The sequence below is a fragment of the Clostridium cibarium genome, from assembly GCF_014836335.1.
GTDB classification, from domain to species: domain Bacteria; phylum Bacillota; class Clostridia; order Clostridiales; family Clostridiaceae; genus Clostridium; species Clostridium cibarium.
On sequence record NZ_JACSRA010000032.1, the window covers coordinates 22,927 to 48,519 of the forward strand.

A 25,593-nucleotide genomic window follows, 5' to 3' on the forward strand; every position below is an offset into this window, starting at 1 on the left:
AATATCAGAAGGGGAGTAAAATGAAGACAATAGCATTAGCTGGTAATCCTAATTGTGGGAAAACAAGTTTATTTAATATTTTAACAAAAGCAAGACAGCATGTAGGTAATTGGCCAGGAGTTACAGTAGAAAAAAAGGAAGGTATATTGAAATACCAAGGTAAAGAATATACTGTAGTTGATTTGCCAGGAACCTATAGTTTAGGAGCATATTCAGAAGATGAGGTTATTGCGAGAAATTATATAGTTAATGATAAACCTGATGTAGTTATTAATGTAATAGATGCAACTAACATTGAGAGAAATCTATATCTTACCATTCAGTTATTGGAAATGGGAGCTAAGGTTGTAATAGCATTAAATATGATGGATGAGGCAGAAAATAAGCAAATAGAAATTAATATAAAAGAGCTTGCTAAAAAATTAGGAGTTCCAGTAATTCCTACAGTTGCTTTAAAATCAAAGGGAATCGAAGAGTTAATAAAAATTAGTATTAGTGAGGACATAAAACCTTCAAAAATTAAAATAGATTATGGTCAAAGTATAAATGATGAGATAGAAGCTTTAGCAAAAACTATAGAAGAAAATGCAAATAATACTAATTTTACTTCAGAATGGGCAGCTATAAAGTTATTAGAGAATGATGAGCATATTAAAAATGAACTAAAAGTTTCTGAGAATAAATCGATTAATGATAAGCTTGAATTTTGTAATAAAGAAATAGAAGAAAAGGTTGGTTTTGAAGGAGAAATGGCTATAGTAAATGAAAGATATTCTTTTATATCAAGTTTGGTTTCAAATATTATAGTTAGAAAAGAAAATGGTAAAGAAACAATTACAGATAAAATAGACAAAATAGTAACAAATAAGTTTTTAGGAATACCTATATTTGCAGTTATTATGTATATATTATATGAAATTACATTTATAGCAGGGGCGGGACTTCAGGATATAGTAGATGGGCTAATAGGAAGTCTTGGAGATAGTGTATCTAATATGCTTGCAAATATAGGGGCTCCAGATATACTAGTTAATCTTATAGGAGATGGCGTTTTTGGAGGAGTAGGAAGTGTACTAGCATTTTTGCCATTAATAATGGTTATGTATGTCCTAATTGGATTATTGGAAGATAGTGGATACATGGCAAGAGCAGCATATGTTATGGATAGACTTATGAGAAGTCTAGGCTTACATGGAAAAACATTTGTATCGATGCTAGTTAGTACAGGGTGCAATGTACCGGGAATAATGTCTACAAGAACATTAGAGAATAAAAAAGACAGAATGATAGCAATACTTATTAATCCTTTCGTTTCTTGTGGGGCAAGATTACCTATATATGCATTATTTATAAGTGCATTTTTTGAAGAAAATCAAGGATTAATTTTATTTGCAATCTATGCAACAGGATTAATTGTAGCACTTATTATGGGTAAAATATTCAGTAAAACTTTATTTAAAGGAGAGGCTTCATACTTTGTTATGGAACTTCCAAGCTATAAAATACCATCTATTAAGAATGTTGTTTTACTTATGTGGGAAAAAGCAGGAGCATTCATTAAAAAGGCAGGAGTTATAATTTTACCTGTTATGATTTTGTTAACATTCTTATCAAATTTCCCGGTTGGTGTAGAACCTAATAGTCAAGAATCATTGCTTGGAATAATAGGAGGAGTTATAGCACCAATATTTACTTTGGCTGGATTTGGAACATGGCAAGCAGGGGTGTCTCTTTTAACAGGTATATTAGCTAAAGAATCAGTAGTAGCTACTATGGGATTGATTTATGCAGGAGTTGAAGAAGGACCAGAATTAACAACAGCAATTCAAAGTATATTTACGCCTTTATCAGCTATATCATTTATGGTAATGGCATTATTATATACACCTTGTTTAGTTGCATTAGGGGCAATAAAGAGAGAAACAAATTCTTGGAAGTGGACAATATTTGCAGCATCCTATACTTTCGTTGTGGCATGGATAGCATCTGTACTAGTTTACCAAGTCGGATCATTGTTAGGATTTGCATAAGAATATATTGTTGAGAATGAATATCTATATAAATTAGGAGGAGTTAAAATGAAAATTGTTTATTGGTCAGGAACAGGAAATACAGAAAAGATGGCAAATTTAATTGGAGAAGGTATAACTGAAAAAGGAAAATCAGTAGATATAATTAATGTAAGTGATGCTAATTCAGATATTTTTAATGAAGAAGAAATTATAATCTTAGGTTGTCCAGCAATGGGCGATGAAGTACTAGAAGAGGGTGAGTTTGAACCTTTTATAGAAGAAATATCTTCAAAAGTATCAGGAAAGAAGGTTGCTTTATTTGGATCTTATGGCTGGGGAGATGGAACTTGGCTTAGAAATTTTGAAGAAAGAATGATTTCTTATGGATGCCAATCAACATTAGATTTATTAATGGTAGAAAATGAGCCAGAGAGTTCAGATGAAGAGAAATGTAGAGAATTTGGCAGACAAATAGCTAGTCTATAATAATGATATGAAGTACTTAGATTTTTACAGTAAACTAAATTTGATGGATGATAAAGATTATATAGAAAACTTTTTATTATTCAATATTTCACAGGTAGTAGCAGGGATAAAGCCTGCTTCTACAGTTACATTAAAAAAATCAGGTGATAATACTTATTCAAAATGGGTAAGCTATGGTAGAGAATTTGTAAGAAACATAGATTTACAATTTGTTGAGTTAAGAGAAAGTGAAGATGCTATAATAGTGATGCTTTACAATAAAGAATCACTTGGAAAATATATATTTGAAGAAGAACATAAAAAGTTCTTAATGAAGTTAGGATATACAAGTAAAGAGGATATTAGTATATATATTCAAACCTTAAAAGAAAGGTATGATTTATATCACTGTCCTCATGAATTAGGATTATTCCTAGGTATACCAATAAAAGATGTTAAAGATTTTATGGAATGTACAAAGAAAAAATGTTTGATTTGCGGTTACTGGAAAGTTTATAATGACTGCAACAGAGCAAAAGAAATATTTAGTCAATATGACAAAGTAAAAGAATATACTTTAAGTAATATATTAAAAGGAAATAATTCGCGTGACCTTGCTTTTAATATAAAGAACTTTTTCTATTCTCCCTAAAGAGTACATCCATGAAGTTGATATAATAAACTTACTAAAAATAGACACATTGAATTAAATTCAATGTGTCTATTTTTATGAAAAGAAAACAGGTAAATTTTCGTTTTCATTAGCTTTAAAGCAAAATTCAATTTGTTCTCTTGTAATTTTTCCAGTAGATAAGTCTGGAAGATCATCTAAGGAAAAGAATTCACTAGCTTCAGTTTCTATATTTTCAGTGAATTTTCCATCAATTAAGTCACAAATAACAAATACTTTATAGATGTCATAAGCACAAGTAGGATAGTTATGTGTATTCCTATCATATATTGCAATTATTCTTTTAGGTATGACATTGACCCCAGCTTCTTCTTTAGCTTCTTTTATAGTATTTTCTTTTATGGAAAGTCCAATTTCAGCCCAACCGCCAGGAGGAGCCCATTTGCCATCAAAACTTTCTTTAACTAAAAGAATTTTTTCATCTTTAATAATAATTCCACGTACATCAACTTTAGGTGTTTGGTAGCCAACTTCATTACAAAACAAATCATAAAGTTTTGAGTTATCAATATCAGTATATTCATGCATTATTTCTACAGAAATATCTCTAATTTGCTCAAACCTTTCAAGATCGTATTTATCTTTAGAATATTCAAGTCCTGCTTGGGCGATGGATTGAAGCTTTTTAGCCCAGGTCAACCATTTTTCATTCATAAATATCCTCTTTTCTATATTGAAATTTTAGCGTTTCCACATAATAATAGCATCTTCTTTATTATCTTGATAATATCTCTTGCGAATACCTTCTTCTACAAATCCAAACTTTTTATAAAGATTTTGTGCAGGTTTATTTGAGGCTCTTACTTCTAGAGTTAATGAATGGCAGCCCCATGATTTGGAATGTTCAATTAAAGATTGAACTAAATCACTACCAATTCCTTTTTCTCTAAATTCAGGATGTACTGCAATATTAGTTATGTGTCCTTCATCAACGATTATCCATACTCCTGCAAAACCTACTGTTTTATTATCAGTTTTAGCAACTACATATTTTGCCAAAGGATTTGACAGTTCCTTTGAGAAAGAATCTAAACTCCAAGATTCCTTAAGACTTAATGAACTTATTTCTAATACTTGGCTTAAATCTTCTTTCTTCATTAGACTAAGCTTTACACTCATCCATTTTCAACCTTCTTTCTAACTCTCTTTCAGCCTGAGGTTTTTTCAAATAGATAGGAGCTGAATTTGGATCATCAAAAGTACCATTTTTTAAAAGATTCAGTCCTAGTTCACCAAGTGAAGAAGCTCGAATTATGTTTAAATGATTAGGTGCAAAATGAGCTTTTGAGAAATTTTCCATTATGTATTCTTTATGCTTTAATAAACCATCCCCAGTAAAAATAACTTCTTCGTTTTTTTCTTTTAGCAAAGAAAGTAAATCATCTAAATCTAAAGGAGTAGGTTCTAGTAAATTTTCAAGTATATCATTATTATTCTTGTAAAGAGCTGTATATACATTTTCTCTTAATGCATCCATGATAGGACATATTATACCGGAAAAAGAGGATACACTATATGCTAAAGCATCTAAAGAAGATATACTAATATATGGTTTGTTTTGTCCAAGGCTTAATCCTTTTACGGTTGCCATGCCTATTCTAAGCCCAGTAAAGGATCCTGGTCCTTTGGATACAACAAATCCATCTATATCATCTATAGTTAAATTGCACTCCTTTAAAATATTTTCAATCATAGGCATTAAAAGTACAGAGTGTTCTTTTTTATCATTTAAAATATATTCTCCAAGCAAAGCATCATCTTTTAATAGAGCTACAGTTGCAACCTTTGAAGATGAATCTAAACTTAAAATTATCATAACTTCAACTCCTTAATATAAGAATACCGATTACCATAATCAGTTAAGGTTATTTTTCTATAATTTTCACCCTTAGCAAGATCTTTAGATATATGTATATGTAGATATTCTTTTGGAAGTATCTCTTCTATGTAATTAGCCCATTCAATTATGGAAACTGCATCAGAAAAAATATAGTCATCGAATCCTATTGCATATATTTCATCAGGATCACTTACCCTGTATACGTCAAAATGATTTAATTTTAGTCTTCCACTAGTATATTCATTAACAATGTTAAAGGTTGGACTAGTTATAGTATCATCTATATTAAGCCCTTTGGCTATTCCTTTAGTTATATGGGTTTTGCCTGTACCTAAATCTCCCGTTAAGCAAATAATATCACTAGAATTAAGTAATTTACCTAATTGAAAGCCAATATTTGTAGTTTCTTCTATACTATTTACTTTAAACTCCATATGTAACTCCCTTCAAAAATTTGTTCTACTTATTATTTTATCCAAATTTCAATAAAAAGAAAGCATTATAAAAAAATATAACTAAGAAAATGTGAGACTTGTATTTACAGAAATCTAGGTGTAAAATGTTATAGGGTATAAAGAAGAATAATTTATATACATTTTTATAAACTTTATGTATATAATTATAAAGAAATATAAGATCTAGAAGCTGGAAATGGTCAAGGGGGTGTAATATTGAAAAAGTTAACCTTTGGAATGTTATTTATAACATTTCTATTGTTTTTAGGACTCGGAACCTTTTCAAATCCAATGATAGCTAATACCGTTGATACAACCGATGCACAAAGAGATTTATATTTGAATATAATAACTTGCAATAAACCACAATATGAGATGGTAAAATCAATTGTAGGGGACAAGCACAATGTGGAATATATGTTTTTAACTGAAAAAGAGTCCAAAGATTTCATTTTTAATGATGAAACAATAAATAATATTTCAAATATGGATTTGTTTTTCTATAGTGGAAATGACTTTGAACCTTGGAGTGGGAAGTTAATAAATAAGTTAAATAAAAGCAATTTAGGAACAATAGATATATCAAGAGGAATACGAGTAATTCAGCAACAAACTGATAATGGGAATAAAGAAAATATATATTTCTATCCAGGATTAGAAGAATATAAAATTGTTCTTTATAATATTAAGTCGGCTATTCAAGATAAAGACCCTAAAAATAGGACTCTGTATGAAGAAAATTATAATAAAGTTATAGAAAATATAGATAAGAAAATAAATAAGATGAAAGAAAATAAAAAAGATTTAGCTCAGTATAAATTTATTTCATTAGATGATAAATTAGATTATTTTTATAGAGGGATAGGTATTTCTCCTATAAAAGTTACTAATAATAAAACTATAGAAAGTGTAATTAAGGATAATAAATTAGATCCTACGAAGGTTATTGTATTAAAAGATAGAGAAACTCCCATGACTGAAGTAGGTTATAAAGTGGTTACTTTAGATAGATATGACGGAAATTCTGATGTTCAGGACTTAATTGAGAAAAACTATAAATCATTTTATGATTTAATTGAATTAAATGAGAACAAATAGTTGATTTTTGAATAATAATATTATATAATCAATCTTGTCCTAAAGGGGTATGGCTCAATTGGTAGAGTAGTGGTCTCCAAAACCATTGGTTGTGGGTTCAAGTCCTACTGCCCCTGCCACAAAGATCGTAAGCGAAATGCTTACGGTTTTTTTTTATCTTAAAAGTATAAATTATTTTAGTATAAGCATATATAAAATCAGGGTAAATGCTAATAATAAAAAGTAATCATAACAAACTAAGTCCCATTATCAATTGATAGAAATGTTCGGAGAATTATCCTTGACTACACAAGGATAATTCGCTATTATTAGCATAAGGGTTTGTATCAAGTGAGAATTGAAGTAAAAAAATGGGAGGACTTTTTAATGAACAATAAAACAAAAGTTGCAACTCTTTCAGTAATATCTAATTCAGTATTAATAGCAATGAAATTATTTGTAGGTATTATTACAGGTTCCGTAAGTATATTATCAGAAGCTATTCATTCATCTATGGATTTAGTAGCAGCCATAATTGCTTTTTTTTCTGTAAGGATATCGGATAGGCCAGCGGATGTAAATCATCCTTATGGACATGGAAAAGTTGAAAATATATCAGGGGTTATAGAATCCTTATTAATTTTTATAGCATCTATATGGATAATATTTGAGTCAGTAAAAAAAATTATGTATCCTAGCGAAGAAATTGAGTCTTTTGCTCTTGGATTCATTGTTATGTTTATTTCTGCTGCTGTAAATTTTGTGGTATCTAAGAAATTATATAAAGTAGCTAAACAAGAAGATTCTGTAGCATTAGAGGCTGATGCGTTACATTTAAAAACTGATGTATATACTGCTTTGGGTGTTGGTGTTGGATTATTGCTAATATGGATAACAAAGCTTAACTTCTTAGATCCTGTGGTGGCAATTTTGGTAGCCTTATTTATTTTAAAAGAAGCATTTGAACTTTTAAAGTCTGCATTTAATCCATTGTTAGACTTTAAGTTATCAGATAAAGAGATTCAAAATATTGAAGAGGCTATAAGCAAACATAGTTCAGTTTATTGTGATTTTCATAATTTAAGAACAAGAAAATCAGGAAATGTAAAGTATATTGACTTACATTTAGTTGTTCCAGAAAATATGTCTGTAAAATCAGCTCATGATATATGTGATATTATAGAAGCAGATTTAGAAAATTCCCTAAAGAATACAGAAGTTATGATACATTTAGAATCATGTACAAATCATTGTGGTGATTGTCAGTACTTAAATAAAGAACATTGCAAGCATAATTAATATTGTTATGAAGTTATTAGAAAATCGCAGGCTAATATGGATTGCGATTTTTTAGGTGTGCCAAGCATGGAGGCTCATTAATGGGAAAAAGAGTATTTGCCAAGTTTTTATAGTGGAGCATTGACAAGTGTTTTTAATAAACTTAAATTAGTATATATAGTAATTTATGAAAGGTGGGAGAATATGAAGAAAATAAAAAAAATTCTAGCTATACTATTGATTTTAGGATTTTCACTATCAGCAGTTTCATGTGGAAAAAGTTATAAGGTAGATGAAGGTTTAGATGATATAGCAGGATCGGTAGAAACAAAAGAAAATTCAAAGGATAATCTGAAAATAAGTTATATTGATGTTGGACAAGGTGATTCAGAACTTATTCAGGTAGATGGGAAGAACATATTAATAGATGCAGGAGATAAGGATGATGATGCGTATAGCTATTTAAAATCGATAGGAGTTACAAATCTAGATTATGTAATAGCTACTCATCCTCATGATGATCATATTGGAGGTATGACAACCATTATAAATAAGATTAATATAGGTGCTTTTTATGCTCCTAAAGTAACAGCTAATACAAAGTCTTTTGAAAATATGATAGATGCACTTAAAAAGAAAAATATTCAGATGAAAGCACCTAGTGTTGGAGAAGAGGTTACTATAGAAAATGCAAAGCTAACATTTCTAGCACCAAATGGTGGTGACTATGAAGATGTAAATAATTATTCTATTGTAACTAAGTTAACATATGGGAAAAATTCATTTCTATTTATGGGAGATGCTGAGGAACTTAGTGAAAATGAAATTATGAAAAATGGCCTTGATATAAGTGCTGATGTGTTAAAGGTTGGCCATCATGGAAGCAATAGTTCCACAAGTAATAACTTTTTGAAAAATGTAAATCCAACTTATGCAGTTATAAGTGTAGGTAAAGATAATAAATATGGACATCCTACAAAAGCAACTTTAAAAAAGTTAAAATCAAAAAAAGTATTGAGAACTGACTTAAATGGAACTATAACAATATATTCTGATGGTAATAAAATATATGTTTCTCCAGATAAAAAAGTTAAAGAAGATACTAAGAGTAGCAATACAAAGAAGTAATATTCACATTGACGTAGTATAAAATCAATACTATAATCAAAGAAAAAGAATAAATTTAGTATAAACTATACTAATTAGTATGGAATATAAGTTCAGTAGATTAATAGGGAAGTTGGGTGTAAGTCCCACGCAAGTCCGTTGCTGTAAATAAGGAGTATGAGCTAATTTTTAGACCACTTTGAAAAGTTTCTTGGGAAGGTAAGTTCATATGATGATCTATAAGCCAGAATACCTGCTTGTATTTTATTCAATAACCCTGCGGTTACCGGAGTTATATGTTTAAATTTATACAAAGAGATGTGGATATACCACTTTTTTGTGATGAAATTTTAGAGAATATAGCTCTCATACATATAATGCCATTGACCTAATTAATATTAGACTTAGTCTATTATTAAAGGGCAATGGTGTTTTTTTATTCCTTAGGAAATTATATAAAATTTGAAAAGGTGGTTGGTTGAGCCACTTATTTCATAAATTAATTTTGAGTATAGGTAGTGTATAGAGATATGATAAGAGAAGATGAAAAGTACATATATAAAAATAATAAAAGATTGAAATATGGATACACAACAGGATCTTGTGCAGCAGCAGCAGCTAAAGCAGCTACTATAATGCTTTTAAGAAATAATTTAATAAACAATATTGAACTTATGACGCCTAAAGGAATGCTATTAAAATTACAAGTATTAGAGATAGAAAAATGCAAAGATTATGTAAAATGTGCTATTAAAAAAGATAGTGGAGATGATCCTGATGTTACTCATGGAATGTTAGTTTATGCTAAAGTGTCAAAAGGTACTTGTGAAAAAATAGTTATAGATGGAGGCATTGGAGTAGGAAGAGTAACAAGAAAAGGTCTAGAATGCCCAGTTGGTAGTGCAGCTATTAATAAGGTTCCATATAGCATGATTCATAATGCAGTTAAGGAGATTTGTGAGGAAAATGATTATCAAGGTGGTATAAATGTGGAGATTTCTATTCCAGAAGGTGAAAAATTAGCTAAAAAAACTTTTAATCCTAGGCTTGGCATTGTTGGAGGAATTTCTATTTTAGGAACAACAGGCATAGTTGAGCCAATGAGTGAAGCCGCTTTAATTGATACTATTAGGGTAGAAATCAAGCAGTTAGCAGCTAATGGGACAGAATATTTAGTAGTTACTCCAGGTAATTATGGTGAAAATTTTTTGCATGATAATATGAAAATTAATATAAGCAAATCTGTTAAATGTAGTAATTTTATTGGAGATACCATAGATATAGCTAATGAGTTTAATCTTAAAGGAATTTTGCTTATTGGACATATTGGCAAGCTCATTAAGCTGGCTGGAGGAATTATGAATACCCATTCTAAAAATGCAGATGCCAGAATGGAGATAATTACTGCAAATGCTCTTTTAGCAGGGGGAGAAAGTAACCTCTTAAAAAATGTTATGGAATGTATAACTACGGATGAAGCATTGGATATCCTTGAAGAGGGGAAAATTAAGAATGAGACTATGAATCTTGTAATGGAAAAGATGGATTTCTATCTGAATAAAAGAGCAGATAAAAGGCTGCTAATAGGAGCTATAATGTTTTCTAATGAACATGGTCTTCTTGGAGAAACAAGGGACGTAGAAAATATATTAGAAAAACTAAATGGGGGAGAGTAAAAAGTGATGACAGGAAAATTATATGGAGTTGGAGTAGGACCAGGAGATCCAGAACTACTTACATTAAAGGCTGTAAGAATATTAGAAAGTAGCGATATTATTGCTATTCCAAATAGCAATAAAGAGAAATGTGTGGCATATAAAATAGCAGTTCAATCTGTACCGAGTTTGGAAGAAAAAGAAATGCTTTGCATATCAATGCCTATGACAAAGGATAAGGATATATTAAAAAAGAGCCATGAAGAAGGGGCTAAAGCTATTATAGAAAAGCTTAATCAGGGAAAGAAAATCTCATTTATAACATTGGGAGATCCAACAATTTATTCTACATATCTATATATTCATAGACTTGTTTTAGGAGAAGGCTATGATACAGAGATAATAAGCGGAATTCCTTCTTTTTGTGCAGCAGCAGCTAGGATAAATGAGGGGTTAGTAGAAAATTTTGATGAACTTCATGTAATTCCAGCATCATACCAAATTAGAGATGCTCTTAGTTTGCCAGGGACGAAGGTACTTATGAAGTCAGGGAAAAAGATGAATGAGGTTAGAGAAATTCTAAAAGGCACAGAATCCGATTCGGTTATGGTTGAAAATTGTGGTATGAAAAATGAAAAAGTATATAGAGATATAAATGATATTAAAGATGATTCAAGTTATTATTCTTTAATAATAGTAAAGGAGAAATAAATGGTTAATTTTGTTGGGGCTGGTTCAGGAGCAGTAGATTTAATTACAGTTAGAGGGCAAAAGTTATTATCAGAGGCAGATGTAATTATATATGCGGGATCTTTGGTTAATCCAGAACTTTTAGAGTATAAAAAAGAAGGTTGTGAAGTACATAATAGTGCAAAGATGACTTTAGAAGAAGTTATTGAAGTTATTTTAAAGGCTGAAAAAGAAAATAAGATGACAGTTAGATTACATACAGGTGATCCAAGTATTTATGGTGCTATCAGGGAGCAAATGGATGTATTGGATAAACATAATGTAGAGTATAAGGTTTGTCCAGGAGTAAGTTCATTTTGTGGTGCAGCATCAGCTTTAAACTTGGAATATACACTACCAGATGTATCTCAAACAGTAATAATTACTAGAATGGTTGGAAGGACTAGTGTACCAGAAAAAGAAGAGATATCAAAACTTGCAGCTCATAATGCAACTATGGTTGTTTTTTTAAGTACAGGTTTATTAGAAAAATTGCAAGAAAGATTAGTAGTTGGTGGATATAAAGAAAATACAACTGCAGCAATAGTTTATAAAGCTACTTGGGATGATGAGAAAGTAGTAAGATGTACTGTAAGCACCTTAGCTGAATCTGCAAAGAAAAATGGGATAACAAAGACAGCACTTATTATTGTTGGAGATGTTCTTAGTTCAGAGTATAGTCGTTCAGATTTATATAATCCAAAGTTTACTACTGAATTTAGAAAAGGTATAGAATAGTGGATATATCAGTAATTAGTTTTACTCAAAAAGGGAGTTTATTAAATAAGGAGTTAAGCTGTAGTTTGAGTGACTTTGGATATAATTGTGAAGCTTTCACAATGTATAAATCAGCTGAAGAGCTTGGATTATTTTCTTTGAAGAATGGATTAAAGGATTGGACAGAAGAACATTTTCATAAAAAAGAGGCCATTATATTTATAGGAGCTATAGGGATTGCAGTAAGGGCTATAGCACCTTTTGTTAATTCAAAAACAACAGATCCAGCTATAGTTGTCATAGATGAATTAGGGAAGTTTACTATTCCTATTTTATCTGGACATATAGGTGGGGCAAATTCTTTAACAGAGAAAATTTTAAGGATTTTAGATTCAACTCCAGTAATAACCACAGCAACAGATATTAATGATAAGTTCTCAGTTGATGTTTTTGCAAAAAAGGAAAATCTTTATATAAATGATATGACTATGGCAAAGAAGATTTCTAGTGAAGTTTTGGACAATGTGGATATAGGTTTAGTTAGTGATTACAAAATAGAAGGTAAATTGCCTAAAGAGCTTAAGATTTTAGAAAATGGTGAAATTGGAGTTTGCATTTCAGTACAAGAGAAAAGACCTTTTATAAATACTCTAAATTTAATTCCTAAGATTTTAACTTTAGGTATCGGTTGTAGAAGAGATACAAGTATAGACAAAATAGAAAATCTTGTTATGAAAGTTTTAAATGAAAATAATATTTTAATTAATGCAGTTAAAAATATAGCTAGTATTGATTTGAAAAAAGATGAAAAGGGACTAATTGATTTTGCAGAAAAGTATGGATTTAAATTTGTAACATATACTGCTGATGAATTGAAGAGACTGGAAGGCAATTTTAGTGAGTCTGCTTTTGTAAAAAGTATTACTGGTGTAAGTAATGTTTGTGAAAGAGCAGCAACACTTGGAAGTAATAATGGAAAGTTAATTATAAATAAGAGAGCAGAAAATGGCGTTACAGTTGCCATAGCTGAAGAAGATTGGAGTGTAAGTTTTGAATAAATTATATGTTGTTGGAATTGGGCCAGGGGAATATGAGCAAATGACAATTAAAGCTATAAATGCTTTAAAGGAAAGTGAAGTTATTATTGGGTATACAGTTTACGTAGATCTTATAAAAGATCATTTTGGAGATAAAGAATTTTTAACTACACCTATGAAAAAGGAAGTTGATCGTTGCATGCTCGCTTTTGAAGAAGCACAAAAAGGTAAAAATGTTTCTTTAGTATGTAGTGGAGATTCTGGAATATATGGAATGGCAGGATTAATATTAGAAATAGGGCAAAAGTATGAATGTGTAGAGGTTGAAATTATACCTGGAATCACAGCAGCCTCAAGTGGAGCAGCTGTTCTTGGAGCACCATTAATACATGATTTTGCTGTTATTAGCTTAAGTGATTTACTAACTCCAATGGAAAAGATAGAAAAGAGATTACAATGTGCTGCAGAAGCTGATTTTGGAATTTGTTTATATAATCCTTCAAGTAAAAAGAGATTTGATTATCTGCAAAAGGCCTGTGATATTGTATTAAAATTTGCAAGTGAAGATACTGTTTGTGGAGTTGTTAGAAACATAGGAAGAGAAGGTGAAGCTATTGAGGTTATGTCACTTAAGGAATTAAGAGATAAAGAAGTAGACATGTTCACTACAGTTTATATTGGCAACTCTCAAACAAAGAATATAAATGGTAAAATGGTAACTCCAAGAGGATATAAAAATGTATAATATCCTTGTTTTTGCAGGAACTACTGAAGGAAGAGAGATAATTAGCTATCTTGTTAATAATGATATAAATATCTATGCTTGTGTTGCAACAGAATATGGAGAAAAACTTCTTGTAGATGGAGATAATATAAAAGTTTCCTCTAAACCATTAAATGAAGAGGAAATGATAAGTTTAATGGAAAGAGAAAGATTTGATTTAGTCATAGATGCAACTCATCCTTATGCAGTTGAAGTTTCAAAAAATGTAATTTCAGCTTGTAAGAATACTAAAACAGAGTACTTAAGATTAATACGTAGTAGTGAAGAAGGAGTATTAAGTGAAAATATTGTTTATGTAAATTCTGTGGATGAGGCTGTGAATTATTTAAAGGATACTGTGGGTAATGTTTTTGTTGCAACAGGAAGTAAGGAGTTAGCTAAATTTACTGCCTTAGATAATTATAAGGAAAGAATCTATGCAAGAGTCCTTTCAACTACAAAAGTTGTAGATGAATGTACGAGGCTTGGCTTTGAGGGAAAACATTTAATTTGTATGCAAGGACCTTTTAGTGAAGAGCTAAATTATGTTATGTTTAAGCATACATTAGCAAAATATATGGTTACTAAAGAGTCAGGAAAAGTTGGAGGATTTAGTGAAAAGGTATTGGCTGCAAGTAAAGCTGGTGCAAAATCAATAGTAATAGGTAGGCCAATGGATGAAGAAGGGTTTAGCTATTTAGAGGTAGTTAAAATTATAAATAAAGGATTTTTAGAGAATAAGCCTAAGAGAAAAGTTTGTTTAGTTGGGATTGGAATGGGAAACTTAGACTCTTTAACTAGAGAAGGGCAGAGGGTCTTTGAAGAAGCAGATGTGATTATTGGAGCTAAAAGGATGTTAGAAGCTTTAAAGAGTTTTAATAAGCCAACTTTTAATTCATATAAATATGATGAAATAGTTAATTTTGTTGAAAATCACTTAGAATACAATTCTATTGCAATTGCTTTATCAGGAGATATTGGATTCTTTAGTGGAGCAAAGAGCTTGTTAGAAAATTTAAAAGACTATGAAGTTCATGCTATTAGTGGAGTATCTTCTTTATCATATTTTTCTTCTAAGCTAGGTGTTTCTTGGGATGATGTTAAACTTTTAAGTTTGCATGGAAGAGAAGAAAATTTCTTAGATGCAGTAAAACATAACAAGAAAACATTTCTATTACTTGGAGGGGATTATAGTCCTAAAAAGATATGTGAAGAGTTAGTAGAGTATGGGTTAGGAAATTTAGAGGTAGCTATTGCAGAAAATTTATCTTATGAAAATGAGAAGATACATAAAGGATTAGCAAGAGGTTTTATTTCACAAGATTTTGATTCACTTAGTGTAATGCTTATAGATAATGACAAATTTATAGATGGCTCAGTTACTCATGGGATTGTAGATGAAGAATTTATACGTGGTGAAGTCCCAATGACAAAAAGTGAGGTAAGAGCTATTTCTATCTCTAAAATCAGTTTAAATGAAGATTCTATAGTTTATGATATAGGGGCTGGAACAGGCTCTGTAGCAATAGAAATGGCTTTGAGAGTAGGAAAAGGAAAGATATTTGCTATTGAAAAAAATCCTAAAGCAATTGAACTTTTAAAAAGAAATAAGAAGAAATTTATGACTTCTAATCTTGAAGTTATAGAAGGGGTAGCACCTAATATGATGGAAAAATTGCCTCCTCCAACTAGAGCTTTTATTGGTGGAACATCAGGTAATTTAAGAAGCATAATAGGAAAATTATTAGAAAAGAATCCAAAGGTTAAAATAGTTCTTAACGCTATTACTTTAGAGACTATTTCAGAAGCTATTGAGTGTATTAAGGAGTTTAATTTGGTAGATGTAGAAATAGTTCAAGTTGCTATATCAAAAGGAAAAGCCTTAGGAAAGTATAATATGATGATTGGACAAAATCCAATATACATAATCACATGTAAAGGGGATGATATGAAGTGGGGAGAAGTCCAAGAGTTATGATTGCAGCCACTTCAAGTGAAAGTGGAAAAACTATGATTACATGTGGATTGTTGCAAGCACTTGTTAATAGAAGAATGAAAGTTACATCTTTTAAATGTGGACCAGATTATATTGATCCAATGTTTCATTCAAAGGTAATTGGAACAAAATCAAGAAATATAGATACTTTCTTTGCAGATAAAAATACAATTTACTATTTAATGAATAAAGCTACAAAAGATATGGATATATCAGTTATAGAGGGCGTAATGGGTTATTATGATGGACTTGCTGGAATATCAACTGAGGCTAGTTCATATGATGTTGCAAATGCTACTAATACTCCAGTTGTATTAGTAGTTAATTGTAGAGGTATGAGTCTTTCTATTCTTCCTATAATCAAAGGTTTTTTAGAGTTTAAAGAAAACAGCTGTATTAAAGGAGTTATACTTAATCAAATTTCTGAAATGATGTATCCTCAGATTAAGAAATTAATAGAAGAAAATTTAAGTATAAAGGTATTTGGATATGTTCCAGTATTAAAGGATTTAGTTATTGAAAGTAGGCATTTAGGGCTTGTTACACCAAATGAGATAACAGATTTAAAAGAGAAATTAAATAAACTTTCTGATCAATTTGAAAAGACTATAAATATAAATGAAATAATTAACCTTGCAAATAGTGCAAAGGAATTGGAGTATAATAAACCACAAGTTTTGAAATTAGAAGGAAACCCTAAAGTGGCAGTAGCATATGATGAAGCTTTTTGTTTTTACTATCAAGAAAATATAGAGCTACTAAAGGAAATGGGAGCTACAGTAGAATACTTTAGCCCTATAAGAGATAAAAAACTACCCAAAAATATTAGTGGCTTAATCTTAGGTGGAGGATATCCTGAGCTTTATGCAGAAGCTTTAAGTAATAATAAGGCAATGCTAGAAGAAATTAAATATGCTATAGATAAAGGTCTTCCATGTATAGCTGAATGTGGAGGCTTCATGTATCTACATGAAAGTATGGAGGATAATGAAAATAAGTTTCATAACATGGTAGGTGTAATAGGAGGAAAAACATATAAAACTTCAAAGCTCGGACGATTTGGATATATAAATTTAAAAGCTATAAAAGATAATTTTCTTTGTAATAAAGGTAGTAGCATAAAGGCTCATGAGTTTCATTATTGGGATAGTGAAAGCTCAGGAGAAAGCTTTATAGCAGAAAAGCCTTTAAGGAAAAGAAGTTGGAATTGTATAAATTCAACTAATAATTTATTAGCTGGTTTTCCTCATTTATATTATTATTCTAATACTGAAATACCACAGGAATTTATAAAAAGATGTATAGAATTTGGGGGTCTATCATGAAATTAGAAGAAACATTAAAATGTATTACTCCACTAGATAAAGTGGTTATGGAAGAAAGTCAAAGACGTTGGGACAGTATAGCAAAACCTTTAAGAAGTCTTGGACTACTTGAAGAAGCTATTATAAAAATAGCAGGTATGACAGGAAGTAGCAATGTAAGTTTAAAGAAAAAATCCTTGGTTATTATGTGTGCAGATAATGGAGTAGTTGAAGAAAAGGTTACTCAAGCTGATAGGGAGGTAACTAGAATAGTTGCAGAGAATTTTACTAAGGAAAAAACTAGTGTAGCTATTATGGTAAAATTATCTGGGTCAGATCTTTATCCTGTTGATATTGGAATGGTAAGTGATACAGAAGAATTTTTAGATGAAGAAAGTGAGATAAAACCTCTTAATGTTTTAAAGAGAAAAATATCTTATGGAACTAAGAATTTAGCTAAAGAGCCTGCTATGACAAGAGAGCAAGCAATAAAAGCTATAGAGGTTGGAATTAACTTAGCTATAGAACTTAAGAGTAAGGGCTACAATATTATTGCAACAGGTGAAATGGGAATAGGAAATACTACAACAAGTAGTGCTATAGCTTCTGTTCTCTTAGATAAATCAGTAGAAACAGTTACTGGAAGAGGTGCTGGATTATCTTCAGAAGGATTGGAAAGAAAAATAGATGCTATAAAAAGAGGAATAGAAATAAATAAGCCTAATTCTAAGGATGCTATAGATGTATTAGCTAAGGTTGGTGGATATGATATAGCTGGTCTTGTTGGTGTGTTTATAGGTGGAGCTGCAGCTAAAGTTCCAGTAGTTATAGATGGATTTATATCAGCAGTGGCAGCACTTGTTGCGGTAAGGATAGAGCCTTTAGTTATAGATTATATATTGCCATCACATGTTTCAAAGGAGCCAGCAGGAAAAATGTTAATGAAATCCCTTGGGCTAAAGCCTTTTATAACATGTGAAATGTGTTTAGGAGAGGGTACAGGTGCTGTTGCATTATTTCCTATTTTAGATATGGCCTCTGAAGTATATGAGAAAATGAGTACTTTTGGAGATATAGAAATAGAAGAATATACACCAAAAGTTTAAAGGAGTAGACATGCTGATTTTAATAACAGGTGGAAGTGGAAGTGGAAAATCAGAAAGGGCTGAAGAGATTTCTGCTTCATTTAAATCTGAAAATTTGATTTATATAGCTACTATGTTTCCTTATGATGATGAATGTTTGAAGAAAATAGAGAGGCATAGGGAACTTAGAAAAGAAAAGAATTTCTTAACAATAGAGAAACCTATAAATTTAAAAAAAATAGAGATACCAAAGAATTCAACGGTGCTATTGGAATGTATATCTAATTTAGTGGCTAATGAAATGTATTTAGAAGATGGATCTAAGGAATTGACTGTATCAGAAATTTTAAAGGGAATAGAGAAACTTCAAAAGAATTCTGATAACTTGATTATAGTGACAAATGAAGTTTTTTCAGATGGAATAAACTATGATGAGGAAACTCAAAAATATATAAAGAATATTGCGGAAATAAATACTGCAATAGGTAAAGTAGCAGATGTAGTAATAGAAGTTGTTTATTCTATTCCTATATTTCATAAGGGGGAAGATAAGTTATGTGGAATTCATTTAAAATAGCATTTTCAATGTACTCCAAAATTCCAATGCCAAAAACAGATTGGAATAAGGAAAATATGAAATATGCAATGGTATTTTTCCCTTTTGTAGGACTTGTTATAGGGATGCTATTAGTATTATGGTCATTTATATCAGCAAAACTACTTATAGGGGCTATCTTACGTGTAGTAGGCTATGTTGTAATGCCTGTATTAGTAACAGGAGGAATACACTTAGATGGCTTTGTAGATACCATGGATGCAATAAATTCATATCAGCCAATAGAGAGAAAGTTAGAGATTTTAAAGGACTCACATATTGGAGCTTTTGCACTTATTAGTTGTGTTATATATTTTCTATTGAGTTTAGGGGTATGGAGTGAAGTTAAGGGAGATTCATTGATAATTTTAGGAATAGGATTTATATTATCAAGAGCTTTAAGTAGCTTAGGAATTGTAACTATACCTTGTGCAAAGAATAGTGGTTTAGCCTCAAGTTTTTCAAAAGCTTCTGAAAAAAATAGAGTTAAGTATGCAATGTATATTTATATTTTAGTAAGTGGTATAGCTATGATTTTAGTTAATAGGATTCTTGGGAGTGCATGCATTATAAGTGCTATCCTTACATTTATATATTATAAGAATATGTCTATAAAAAAGTTTGGAGGCATTACAGGAGATTTAGCAGGATATTTCTTGCAAGTTTGTGAACTTGTAATAGCTTTTACTGCTGTGATTTTGAGCAAGTTAATTCATATCATCTAAGTTACTAAGCTATTATGACCTACTTACAGCTATTTCTCCATTACCAGCTACTATGATAAGATCTCCATTCTTAATATAGCCTATGTTTACAATTTCATCAAAGTTATCAAATCTTTTAAAATATTTTTGATTACCGCTTGAATCGATTATTATAAAAGTTGTAAAAGGATTTTTTACAAGTTTAGCAGTAACAGAAAATTCTTTAGGCTCGGAAATGTTATAGATACCTTGTTTATAGGTATCTGATACAAAAATTGCTTTTGGAGTTTCAGTAAAAGCAAATATAGATATTAAAAAAGCTATTATAAATATTCTTAACTTCATTTTATACACCTCACTGTTGAATAGTTTGTGAAGTTTTGATAGAAATATACATTGTATTAATATAATAAAATTTTTATTTTACAATACTAAAATATGGGGAATTTCAATAAAGTGAAGAACATGTCATATGGAAAAAATAGTATAAAAAGAAAGGAGTTTTAGTGGGGGAATACATTCTCTCATTGAAAATAAACAATGATTTTTATTATTGGTGGTGAGTTTCAAGGAAAGTTACAATACACTTTAGACTTGACTGGGTTTGATGAAAGTAATGTAGCAGATGGGCTAAAGGATAAAATAGAGGATTTTTTTGAAAAGCCTATTATTTATAATTTTCACTTGCTTATTAGAAGACTTTTAGAAGAAAAAAAGGATATAGAATCAATTAAAGATATAGTTAGAAATATTATTAAGGAGAATCCAGAGGTTGTCATAATATCTAATGAAATAGGATATGGAATTGTACCTATTGAAAAGTTTCATAGGGAATATAGAGAAGCTACAGGTAGAATATGCTGTGAGGTTGCTAAAAATGCAAAAGAAGTGCATAGAGTAGTTTGTGGTATAGGAAATATTATTAAGGAAGATGAAAATGATTAAAATTGTATTGATTCGTCACTCAAAAACAGAAGGGAATCTACATAAAAGGTATATAGGAAAAACAGATGAGGAGCTATCCCAAGAAGGAATAAAGTTAATAGAAAATAAGAAGTTTCCAAAGGTTCAAGTTGTTTATTCAAGTCCTATGAATAGGTGTATAGAGACTTCAAAGTTAATTTACAAAGACATAAATCCTATTATATATGATGATTTAAGTGAATGTGACTTTGGTGATTTTGAAAATAAGAATTATGAAGATTTAAAAGATAATATATATTATCAAAAGTGGATTGATAGCAATGGAACAATAGCTTTTCCAAATGGAGAAAAACATGAGGATTTTAAACTAAGATGTGTAAGAGCTTTTGATGAAGTTGTGGATAATATTATTGAGTGTAAGTTTAATTTAGCTGCAATGGTTGTTCATGGTGGAACTATTATGGCTATTTTAGAAAAGTATTCATATCCGCATAAAGATTTTTATCACTGGCAAACGGGAAATTGCTGTGGATATTCTATAGAAATTGATGAGAAGTTGTGGAAAGTTAAAGAGAAAAAAGTTAAGGTTTTATCTGAAATTTAGAATAGGGGAAGATTTATGTTATTATCGTTAGTTGCATTAATAATAGGGTTTGTATTAGATTTATTTTTTGGAGACCCAATTTGGATGCCACATATTGTTAGAGTGATAGGAAAATTGATAAGTATAATAGAAAAAATATTAAGGAGAGTATTTACTAAAAATAGAGAAGGTGAGCTTATAGGAGGAGTATTTTTAGTTTTACTCGTAATATCTATATCTACTGGAATCTCTATTTTTATTTTATATTTAGCAGGAAAGATAAGCATTTATTTTAAGTTATTTATAGAAAGTCTAATTTGTTATCAGCTTTTAGCAACAAAATCTTTAAAAGATGAAAGTATGAAAGTTTATAAAGAATTAGAAAAAGATGATTTAGTAGAGGCTAGGAAAAAGGTTTCAATGATAGTTGGAAGAGATACTGATAGTTTAACAAAAGAAGGTGTAACTAAAGCTACAGTAGAAACAATTGCAGAAAACATTTCAGATGGAATTATTGCTCCTATGTTATTTATGGCAATAGGGGGAGGAGCTTTTGGAGTCTTATATAAATCTGTGAATACTATGGATTCCATGGTTGGGTATAAAAATGATAAGTATATTTACTTTGGAAGAGTAGCTGCAAAACTAGATGATATTTTTAATTTTATACCTTCAAGAGTTTCAGCTTATTTAATGATAATTTCATCTTTATTTATAAAGTTAAATACTAAAAATGCTTATAGAATTTTTAAAAGAGATAGATTTAATCATGCAAGTCCAAATTCTGCTCAAACAGAAGCAGTTTGTGCTGGAGCATTAGAGGTACAAATTGCTGATGATGCTTATTATTTTGGGAAACTTTATAAGAAGAAGACTATTGGGGATGATATAAGGAAGATTAGGTATGATGATATAAAGATAACAAATAGATTGTTATATATAACATCAACTATGGGGATTATGGTATTTTCTTTTATTAAAATTGTAGTTATTAGTATGTTCTAAATATATTTTTGGGGGATAAAGATGAATTCTATCAAGGAAGAAATATTAAGGTTAGAAAATGATTTGCTAAAATCAGAAGTAAGAAAATCAGCAAAAAAAATAAATAATTTATTAGCAAATGACTTTATCGAGTTTTGTAGTTCAGGACAAGAGTATCATTATAAAAGTGGAGACGTATTTCAGGAAACAGATGACAAGAATTCGTTATATGGAGAAATTTTAGACTTTGAAATAAAAGAATTAAGTGATGATTGTATATTAGCTATGTATAAAATTAAGAAATATAATGAGTCAGGTAAGGGGAAAATTACTACACTTCGCAGTTCTATATGGAAATGTATTAATGGTAAATGGAAAATGGTTTTTCATCAAGGAACTTTAGTAGAAGATTAAAGGGAAGGAAGTGAGGTTAGTGGCAAAATCCATTATGATACAAGGAACTATGTCCAATGTAGGTAAAAGCCTAGTAGTTGCAGGGTTATGTAGGATTTTTAAAGAAGATGGATATAAGGTAGCTCCATTTAAGTCACAGAATATGGCGTTAAACTCATATATAACTGAAGAGGGACTAGAGATGGGAAGAGCTCAGGTTGTTCAAGCAGAAGCTGCAAAAATTAAGCCATCTGTTTTGATGAATCCTATTTTGTTAAAGCCAACAAATGATATAGGATCTCAGGTAATAGTGAATGGAGAAGTTCTAGGAAATATGAATGCTCGAGATTACTTTAAGTATAAGAAAAGCCTTGTACCAGAAGTAATGAAAGCCTATAATGCATTAGCAGAAGAATATGACATTATAGTTATAGAAGGGGCTGGAAGTCCAGCAGAGATAAATTTAAAAGAAAATGATATTGTAAATATGGGAATGGCAAAGCTTGCAAAGTCTCCAGTTTTATTAGTTGGAGATATAGATAGAGGTGGAGTGTTTGCCCAGCTTATTGGAACTATAATGCTCCTTGAAGATGATGAAAAATCTATGATAAAGGGTACTATAATTAATAAGTTTAGAGGTGATAAAACCATATTAGATCCAGGGATTGAAATGCTTGAAGATATGAGCAAAATTCCAGTTGTAGGGCTTACACCCTATATGCATGTAGATATTGAAGACGAAGATAGTTTATCAGAGAGATTTACAAAAGGAAAAAGTGTAGGTCTTGTTGATATAGTTGTAATAAGACTTCCTAGAATATCAAACTTTACAGATTTTAATATGCTAGAAAATATAGAAGGAGTATCTTTAAGATATGTAAGTAAAGCAGAAGATATTAAAAATCCAGATATGATAATAATACCAGGAACTAAAAATACAATGGAAGATTTAATGTGGGTGAGACAATCAGGAGTAGAGGCGGTCGTCTTAAAAGAAGCTTCAAAAGGAAAAATAATTTTTGGAGTATGTGGCGGATATCAGATGCTAGGTGAGGAGCTATGTGATCCATATAATGTTGAAGCCGGAAGAAGTATAAAAGGACTTGGATTATTACCTATTAAAACTACTTTTGAAAAAGAAAAAACAAGAACTAGAGTAAAGGGAAGTTTTAAAAATATTGATGGACCATTAAAAAAATTAATAAATGTTAATTTCCAAGGGTATGAGATTCATATGGGAATAACACAATTATTAAATGAATCAGCTCCAATGAATGAGATTACTGATACAGAAGGCATAATAAAGGAAGATGGAGTGGCTTTAAATAATGTATATGGCACATATGTACATGGAATTTTTGATGAAGAGGAAGTAGTTAAGGGGATAGTATCTATTCTTTTCAAAAATAAAGGCTTAGATTATGAAAATATTAAAACCTTTGATTTTGTAAACTATAAAGAAGAGCAATACGATTTGCTAGCAAAAGGATTAAGAGAAAGTTTAGATATGAAAAAAATATATGAGATTTTGGAGGCAGGAGTATGAGAGGATTAGTACATATTTACTGTGGAGAAGGAAAAGGAAAAACTACAACATCAATTGGCCTTAGTGTTAGGGCTGCTGGTAATGGAATGAAGGTTATTTTTACACAATTTTTGAAGAATAATGATTCAAGCGAATTAAAAATATTAAATAGTATAGAGAATATAGATTTAATACCTTGTGAAGAGAGTTTTGGTTTTTTCTTTAATATGACTGATGAACAAAAAGTAGAGGCAAAAAAAGTATATAGTAGTTTACTAACTAGTGTTTTAAAGAAAAGTAAAGAAGCAGATTATGATATGCTTGTTTTAGATGAGATTATGGCTGCTTATAATTATAATTTAGTTGATAGAGATGAGTTAATAGAGTTTTTGAAAAATAAACCTGAAAAGCTTGAAGTAGTTATGACAGGTAGAAATCCAGATGAAAAACTTATTGAACTTGCAGATTATGTATCTAATATACAAAAGATAAAACATCCTTATGACAAAGGTATTTTTGCAAGAAAAGGAATAGAAATGTAGGAGAGATAAATATGAAGATTGAACTTGAAAATGTATTACCGAGAGATATAGAAAAGAGAAGTTTTGAAATTATAACAGAAGAATTAGGTGATATAAAATTAGATCCAGAAAAAGAATTAATAATAAAGAGGGTTATTCATACAACTGCAGATTTTGAATATGTGAATAACTTGAAATTCTCAGATAATGCTGTAGAAAAGGCAATGGAAGCAATAAAAAATGGAGCTTGCATAGTTACAGATACTCAGATGGCTAAGTCTGGAATAAATAAAAAGGCACTTGCAAAGTATGGTGGGGAAGTTTTTTGTTTTATGTCGGATGAAGATGTGGCTAAAATAGCTAAAGAGAATGGAACAACTAGGGCAACAGCAAGTATGGATAAAGCATCAGAGATTGATAGAAAATTAATATTTGCAATTGGAAATGCTCCAACAGCTCTTGTGAGATTATATGAACTTATAAAGGAAGGTAAAATTAATCCAAGGCTTGTAATAGGAGTGCCAGTTGGCTTTGTAAATGTTGTTCAATCAAAAGAGCTTATTATGGAATCAGGAGTAGATTTTATAGTAGCAAAAGGCAGAAAAGGTGGAAGTAATGTTGCAGCGGCCATTTGTAATGCACTTTTATATATGATAAATGATGATAGGGAATAAGAAAATAAATAAAAATAGAATTGTAAACTTTAATAATTAAAGCACTTCTGATTAGGAAGATGCGGTCCATCAACAATTACAAGTGTAATAGGAAGCTTAACTCATGGTACATTAGATGATGGATTTAGGGGTTATATTAAAGAGAAAAACCGTAATTATTAAATGTTTTCTTTTTTAAATCAAGAGTATTGATAATTGACATAATAGATGGTTTAAAAGATGTGGAGGAAATTGAGTTATTAAAATATTAGAAAAAAAATCTAATAAAAATGAGAGGATAAGATGCTGAAAAATAATGGCGATAATAGTTGAAACTATTACTGCCATTATTTTTATCATTACAATTTTTAGATTCATTAATAAAGTAAAATTAATTATTGATTATGAGTTTGTGCTGTCTATTTTATTGGGGAAAAGGTATGTATTAGTAGACCAATTTTTACTGATTAAGCTAATAATTAATATAAATTTAAGGAAGT

Annotated in this window: 29 protein-coding genes, 1 tRNA gene and 1 riboswitch; of the genes, 25 read left to right on the forward strand and 5 right to left on the reverse strand. The window is 30.1% G+C overall.

Features of this window, described 5'->3' with window-relative positions; all coding sequences use genetic code 11:
* Positions 1–20 precede the first annotated feature (20 nt).
* From feoB to H9661_RS16550, 3 genes are read left to right on the forward strand one after another with little or no spacing between them, the layout of a single operon-like run.
* Positions 21–2,030, forward strand: coding sequence for a ferrous iron transport protein B (feoB, locus tag H9661_RS16540; RefSeq protein ID WP_191769883.1), 2,010 nt, complete (start codon positions 21–23; stop codon positions 2,028–2,030).
* 48 nt (positions 2,031–2,078) lie between these two features.
* On the forward strand, positions 2,079–2,498 hold the full coding sequence (locus H9661_RS16545; RefSeq protein WP_143317389.1) for a flavodoxin: 420 nt from the start codon (positions 2,079–2,081) through the stop codon (positions 2,496–2,498).
* Between the two features lie 7 nt (positions 2,499–2,505).
* The gene (locus H9661_RS16550) at positions 2,506–3,129 is read left to right on the forward strand and encodes a DUF3793 family protein (RefSeq protein ID WP_191769885.1); all 624 of its coding nucleotides are present in this window, start codon (positions 2,506–2,508) and stop codon (positions 3,127–3,129) included.
* 75 nt (positions 3,130–3,204) lie between these two features.
* On the opposite strand, the gene H9661_RS16555 is transcribed toward H9661_RS16550, so the two are convergent.
* From H9661_RS16555 to tsaE, 4 genes are read right to left on the reverse strand one after another with little or no spacing between them, the layout of a single operon-like run.
* Positions 3,205–3,822 carry an NUDIX hydrolase gene (locus H9661_RS16555; protein WP_143317385.1) on the reverse strand — a complete coding sequence of 206 codons (618 nt, stop codon included), beginning with the start codon at positions 3,820–3,822 and terminating at the stop codon, positions 3,205–3,207.
* A gap of 27 nt (positions 3,823–3,849) precedes the next feature.
* A complete protein-coding gene (gene rimI, locus H9661_RS16560) occupies positions 3,850–4,287 on the reverse strand; it encodes a ribosomal protein S18-alanine N-acetyltransferase (RefSeq protein WP_143317383.1) in 438 nt (145 codons plus the stop codon).
* Positions 4,271–4,984 carry a tRNA (adenosine(37)-N6)-threonylcarbamoyltransferase complex dimerization subunit type 1 TsaB gene (tsaB, locus tag H9661_RS16565; RefSeq protein WP_143317381.1) on the reverse strand — a complete coding sequence of 238 codons (714 nt, stop codon included), beginning with the start codon at positions 4,982–4,984 and terminating at the stop codon, positions 4,271–4,273. The genes rimI and tsaB overlap by 17 nt, the downstream gene beginning before the upstream one ends.
* The gene (gene tsaE, locus H9661_RS16570) at positions 4,981–5,442 is read right to left on the reverse strand and encodes a tRNA (adenosine(37)-N6)-threonylcarbamoyltransferase complex ATPase subunit type 1 TsaE (RefSeq protein ID WP_191769887.1); all 462 of its coding nucleotides are present in this window, start codon (positions 5,440–5,442) and stop codon (positions 4,981–4,983) included. Before tsaE ends, tsaB begins: the two co-directional genes overlap by 4 nt.
* Positions 5,443–5,679: 237 nt before the next feature.
* Here tsaE and H9661_RS16575 point away from each other — a divergent pair, with 237 nt between their 5' ends.
* The 14 genes from H9661_RS16575 to H9661_RS16640 all read left to right on the forward strand — a co-directional run bounded on the left by H9661_RS16575 (position 5,680) and on the right by H9661_RS16640 (position 19,531).
* Entirely contained in the window at positions 5,680–6,561 is an 882-nt protein-coding gene (locus tag H9661_RS16575) for a metal ABC transporter substrate-binding protein (protein WP_143317377.1), read from the forward strand.
* A 43-nt stretch (positions 6,562–6,604) separates the two neighbouring features.
* A tRNA-Trp gene (locus tag H9661_RS16580) sits at positions 6,605–6,680 on the forward strand.
* Positions 6,681–6,927: 247 nt separating this feature from the next.
* Positions 6,928–7,839 carry a cation diffusion facilitator family transporter gene (locus tag H9661_RS16585; RefSeq protein WP_143317375.1) on the forward strand — a complete coding sequence of 304 codons (912 nt, stop codon included), beginning with the start codon at positions 6,928–6,930 and terminating at the stop codon, positions 7,837–7,839.
* 183 nt (positions 7,840–8,022) lie between these two features.
* Positions 8,023–8,946 carry a ComEC/Rec2 family competence protein gene (locus H9661_RS16590; protein WP_191769889.1) on the forward strand — a complete coding sequence of 308 codons (924 nt, stop codon included), beginning with the start codon at positions 8,023–8,025 and terminating at the stop codon, positions 8,944–8,946.
* A 71-nt stretch (positions 8,947–9,017) separates the two neighbouring features.
* Positions 9,018–9,200: riboswitch (cobalamin riboswitch) on the forward strand.
* 255 nt (positions 9,201–9,455) lie between these two features.
* Positions 9,456–10,601: a cobalt-precorrin-5B (C(1))-methyltransferase CbiD gene (gene cbiD / locus H9661_RS16595; RefSeq protein ID WP_191769892.1), complete on the forward strand. Its 1,146-nt coding sequence runs from the start codon at positions 9,456–9,458 to the stop codon at positions 10,599–10,601.
* Positions 10,602–10,607: 6 nt separating this feature from the next.
* Positions 10,608–11,291, forward strand: coding sequence for a precorrin-2 C(20)-methyltransferase (gene cobI / locus H9661_RS16600; RefSeq protein ID WP_191769894.1), 684 nt, complete (start codon positions 10,608–10,610; stop codon positions 11,289–11,291).
* Positions 11,292–12,047 carry a precorrin-4 C(11)-methyltransferase gene (gene cobM / locus H9661_RS16605; protein WP_143317368.1) on the forward strand — a complete coding sequence of 252 codons (756 nt, stop codon included), beginning with the start codon at positions 11,292–11,294 and terminating at the stop codon, positions 12,045–12,047. It begins immediately after the preceding gene.
* A 65-nt stretch (positions 12,048–12,112) separates the two neighbouring features.
* A complete protein-coding gene (locus H9661_RS16610; protein ID WP_207729702.1) occupies positions 12,113–13,084 on the forward strand; it encodes a cobalt-precorrin 5A hydrolase in 972 nt (323 codons plus the stop codon).
* A complete protein-coding gene (gene cobJ / locus H9661_RS16615; protein ID WP_143317365.1) occupies positions 13,077–13,808 on the forward strand; it encodes a precorrin-3B C(17)-methyltransferase in 732 nt (243 codons plus the stop codon). Before H9661_RS16610 ends, cobJ begins: the two co-directional genes overlap by 8 nt.
* Positions 13,801–15,804: a precorrin-6A reductase gene (cobK, locus tag H9661_RS16620; protein ID WP_191769896.1), complete on the forward strand. Its 2,004-nt coding sequence runs from the start codon at positions 13,801–13,803 to the stop codon at positions 15,802–15,804. Before cobJ ends, cobK begins: the two co-directional genes overlap by 8 nt.
* Positions 15,780–17,147, forward strand: a complete 1,368-nt coding sequence (locus H9661_RS16625) for a cobyrinic acid a,c-diamide synthase CobB (protein ID WP_341480438.1) — start codon at positions 15,780–15,782, stop codon at positions 17,145–17,147. The genes cobK and H9661_RS16625 overlap by 25 nt, the downstream gene beginning before the upstream one ends.
* Entirely contained in the window at positions 17,144–18,232 is a 1,089-nt protein-coding gene (gene cobT, locus H9661_RS16630) for a nicotinate-nucleotide--dimethylbenzimidazole phosphoribosyltransferase (RefSeq protein WP_143317362.1), read from the forward strand. Before H9661_RS16625 ends, cobT begins: the two co-directional genes overlap by 4 nt.
* Before the next feature lie 10 nt (positions 18,233–18,242).
* The gene (locus H9661_RS16635; RefSeq protein ID WP_191769898.1) at positions 18,243–18,788 is read left to right on the forward strand and encodes a bifunctional adenosylcobinamide kinase/adenosylcobinamide-phosphate guanylyltransferase; all 546 of its coding nucleotides are present in this window, start codon (positions 18,243–18,245) and stop codon (positions 18,786–18,788) included.
* Positions 18,767–19,531, forward strand: coding sequence for an adenosylcobinamide-GDP ribazoletransferase (locus H9661_RS16640; protein WP_191769900.1), 765 nt, complete (start codon positions 18,767–18,769; stop codon positions 19,529–19,531). Before H9661_RS16635 ends, H9661_RS16640 begins: the two co-directional genes overlap by 22 nt.
* 12 nt (positions 19,532–19,543) lie before the next feature.
* On the opposite strand, the gene H9661_RS16645 is transcribed toward H9661_RS16640, so the two are convergent.
* Positions 19,544–19,855: a hypothetical protein gene (locus H9661_RS16645; protein ID WP_191769902.1), complete on the reverse strand. Its 312-nt coding sequence runs from the start codon at positions 19,853–19,855 to the stop codon at positions 19,544–19,546.
* 195 nt (positions 19,856–20,050) lie between these two features.
* Here H9661_RS16645 and H9661_RS16650 point away from each other — a divergent pair, with 195 nt between their 5' ends.
* The 8 genes from H9661_RS16650 to H9661_RS19430 all read left to right on the forward strand — a co-directional run.
* Positions 20,051–20,455 (forward strand): bifunctional adenosylcobinamide kinase/adenosylcobinamide-phosphate guanylyltransferase, encoded by a 405-nt coding sequence (locus H9661_RS16650; protein WP_143317354.1) that lies wholly within the window; start codon positions 20,051–20,053, stop codon positions 20,453–20,455.
* The gene (locus H9661_RS16655; protein ID WP_191769905.1) at positions 20,448–21,038 is read left to right on the forward strand and encodes a histidine phosphatase family protein; all 591 of its coding nucleotides are present in this window, start codon (positions 20,448–20,450) and stop codon (positions 21,036–21,038) included. Before H9661_RS16650 ends, H9661_RS16655 begins: the two co-directional genes overlap by 8 nt.
* Positions 21,039–21,053: 15 nt before the next feature.
* Positions 21,054–22,022: an adenosylcobinamide-phosphate synthase CbiB gene (gene cbiB, locus H9661_RS16660; protein WP_143317350.1), complete on the forward strand. Its 969-nt coding sequence runs from the start codon at positions 21,054–21,056 to the stop codon at positions 22,020–22,022.
* A gap of 21 nt (positions 22,023–22,043) precedes the next feature.
* Positions 22,044–22,415, forward strand: a complete 372-nt coding sequence (locus tag H9661_RS16665) for a nuclear transport factor 2 family protein (protein ID WP_143317348.1) — start codon at positions 22,044–22,046, stop codon at positions 22,413–22,415.
* 19 nt (positions 22,416–22,434) lie between these two features.
* On the forward strand, positions 22,435–23,940 hold the full coding sequence (locus H9661_RS16670; protein ID WP_143317346.1) for a cobyric acid synthase: 1,506 nt from the start codon (positions 22,435–22,437) through the stop codon (positions 23,938–23,940).
* Positions 23,937–24,461: a cob(I)yrinic acid a,c-diamide adenosyltransferase gene (locus tag H9661_RS16675; protein ID WP_143317345.1), complete on the forward strand. Its 525-nt coding sequence runs from the start codon at positions 23,937–23,939 to the stop codon at positions 24,459–24,461. The genes H9661_RS16670 and H9661_RS16675 overlap by 4 nt, the downstream gene beginning before the upstream one ends.
* Before the next feature lie 11 nt (positions 24,462–24,472).
* A complete protein-coding gene (locus H9661_RS16680; RefSeq protein ID WP_191769908.1) occupies positions 24,473–25,114 on the forward strand; it encodes a precorrin-8X methylmutase in 642 nt (213 codons plus the stop codon).
* A gap of 295 nt (positions 25,115–25,409) precedes the next feature.
* On the forward strand, positions 25,410–25,593 hold a 184-nt coding region (locus tag H9661_RS19430; protein ID WP_207729703.1), incomplete at its 3' end, for a hypothetical protein.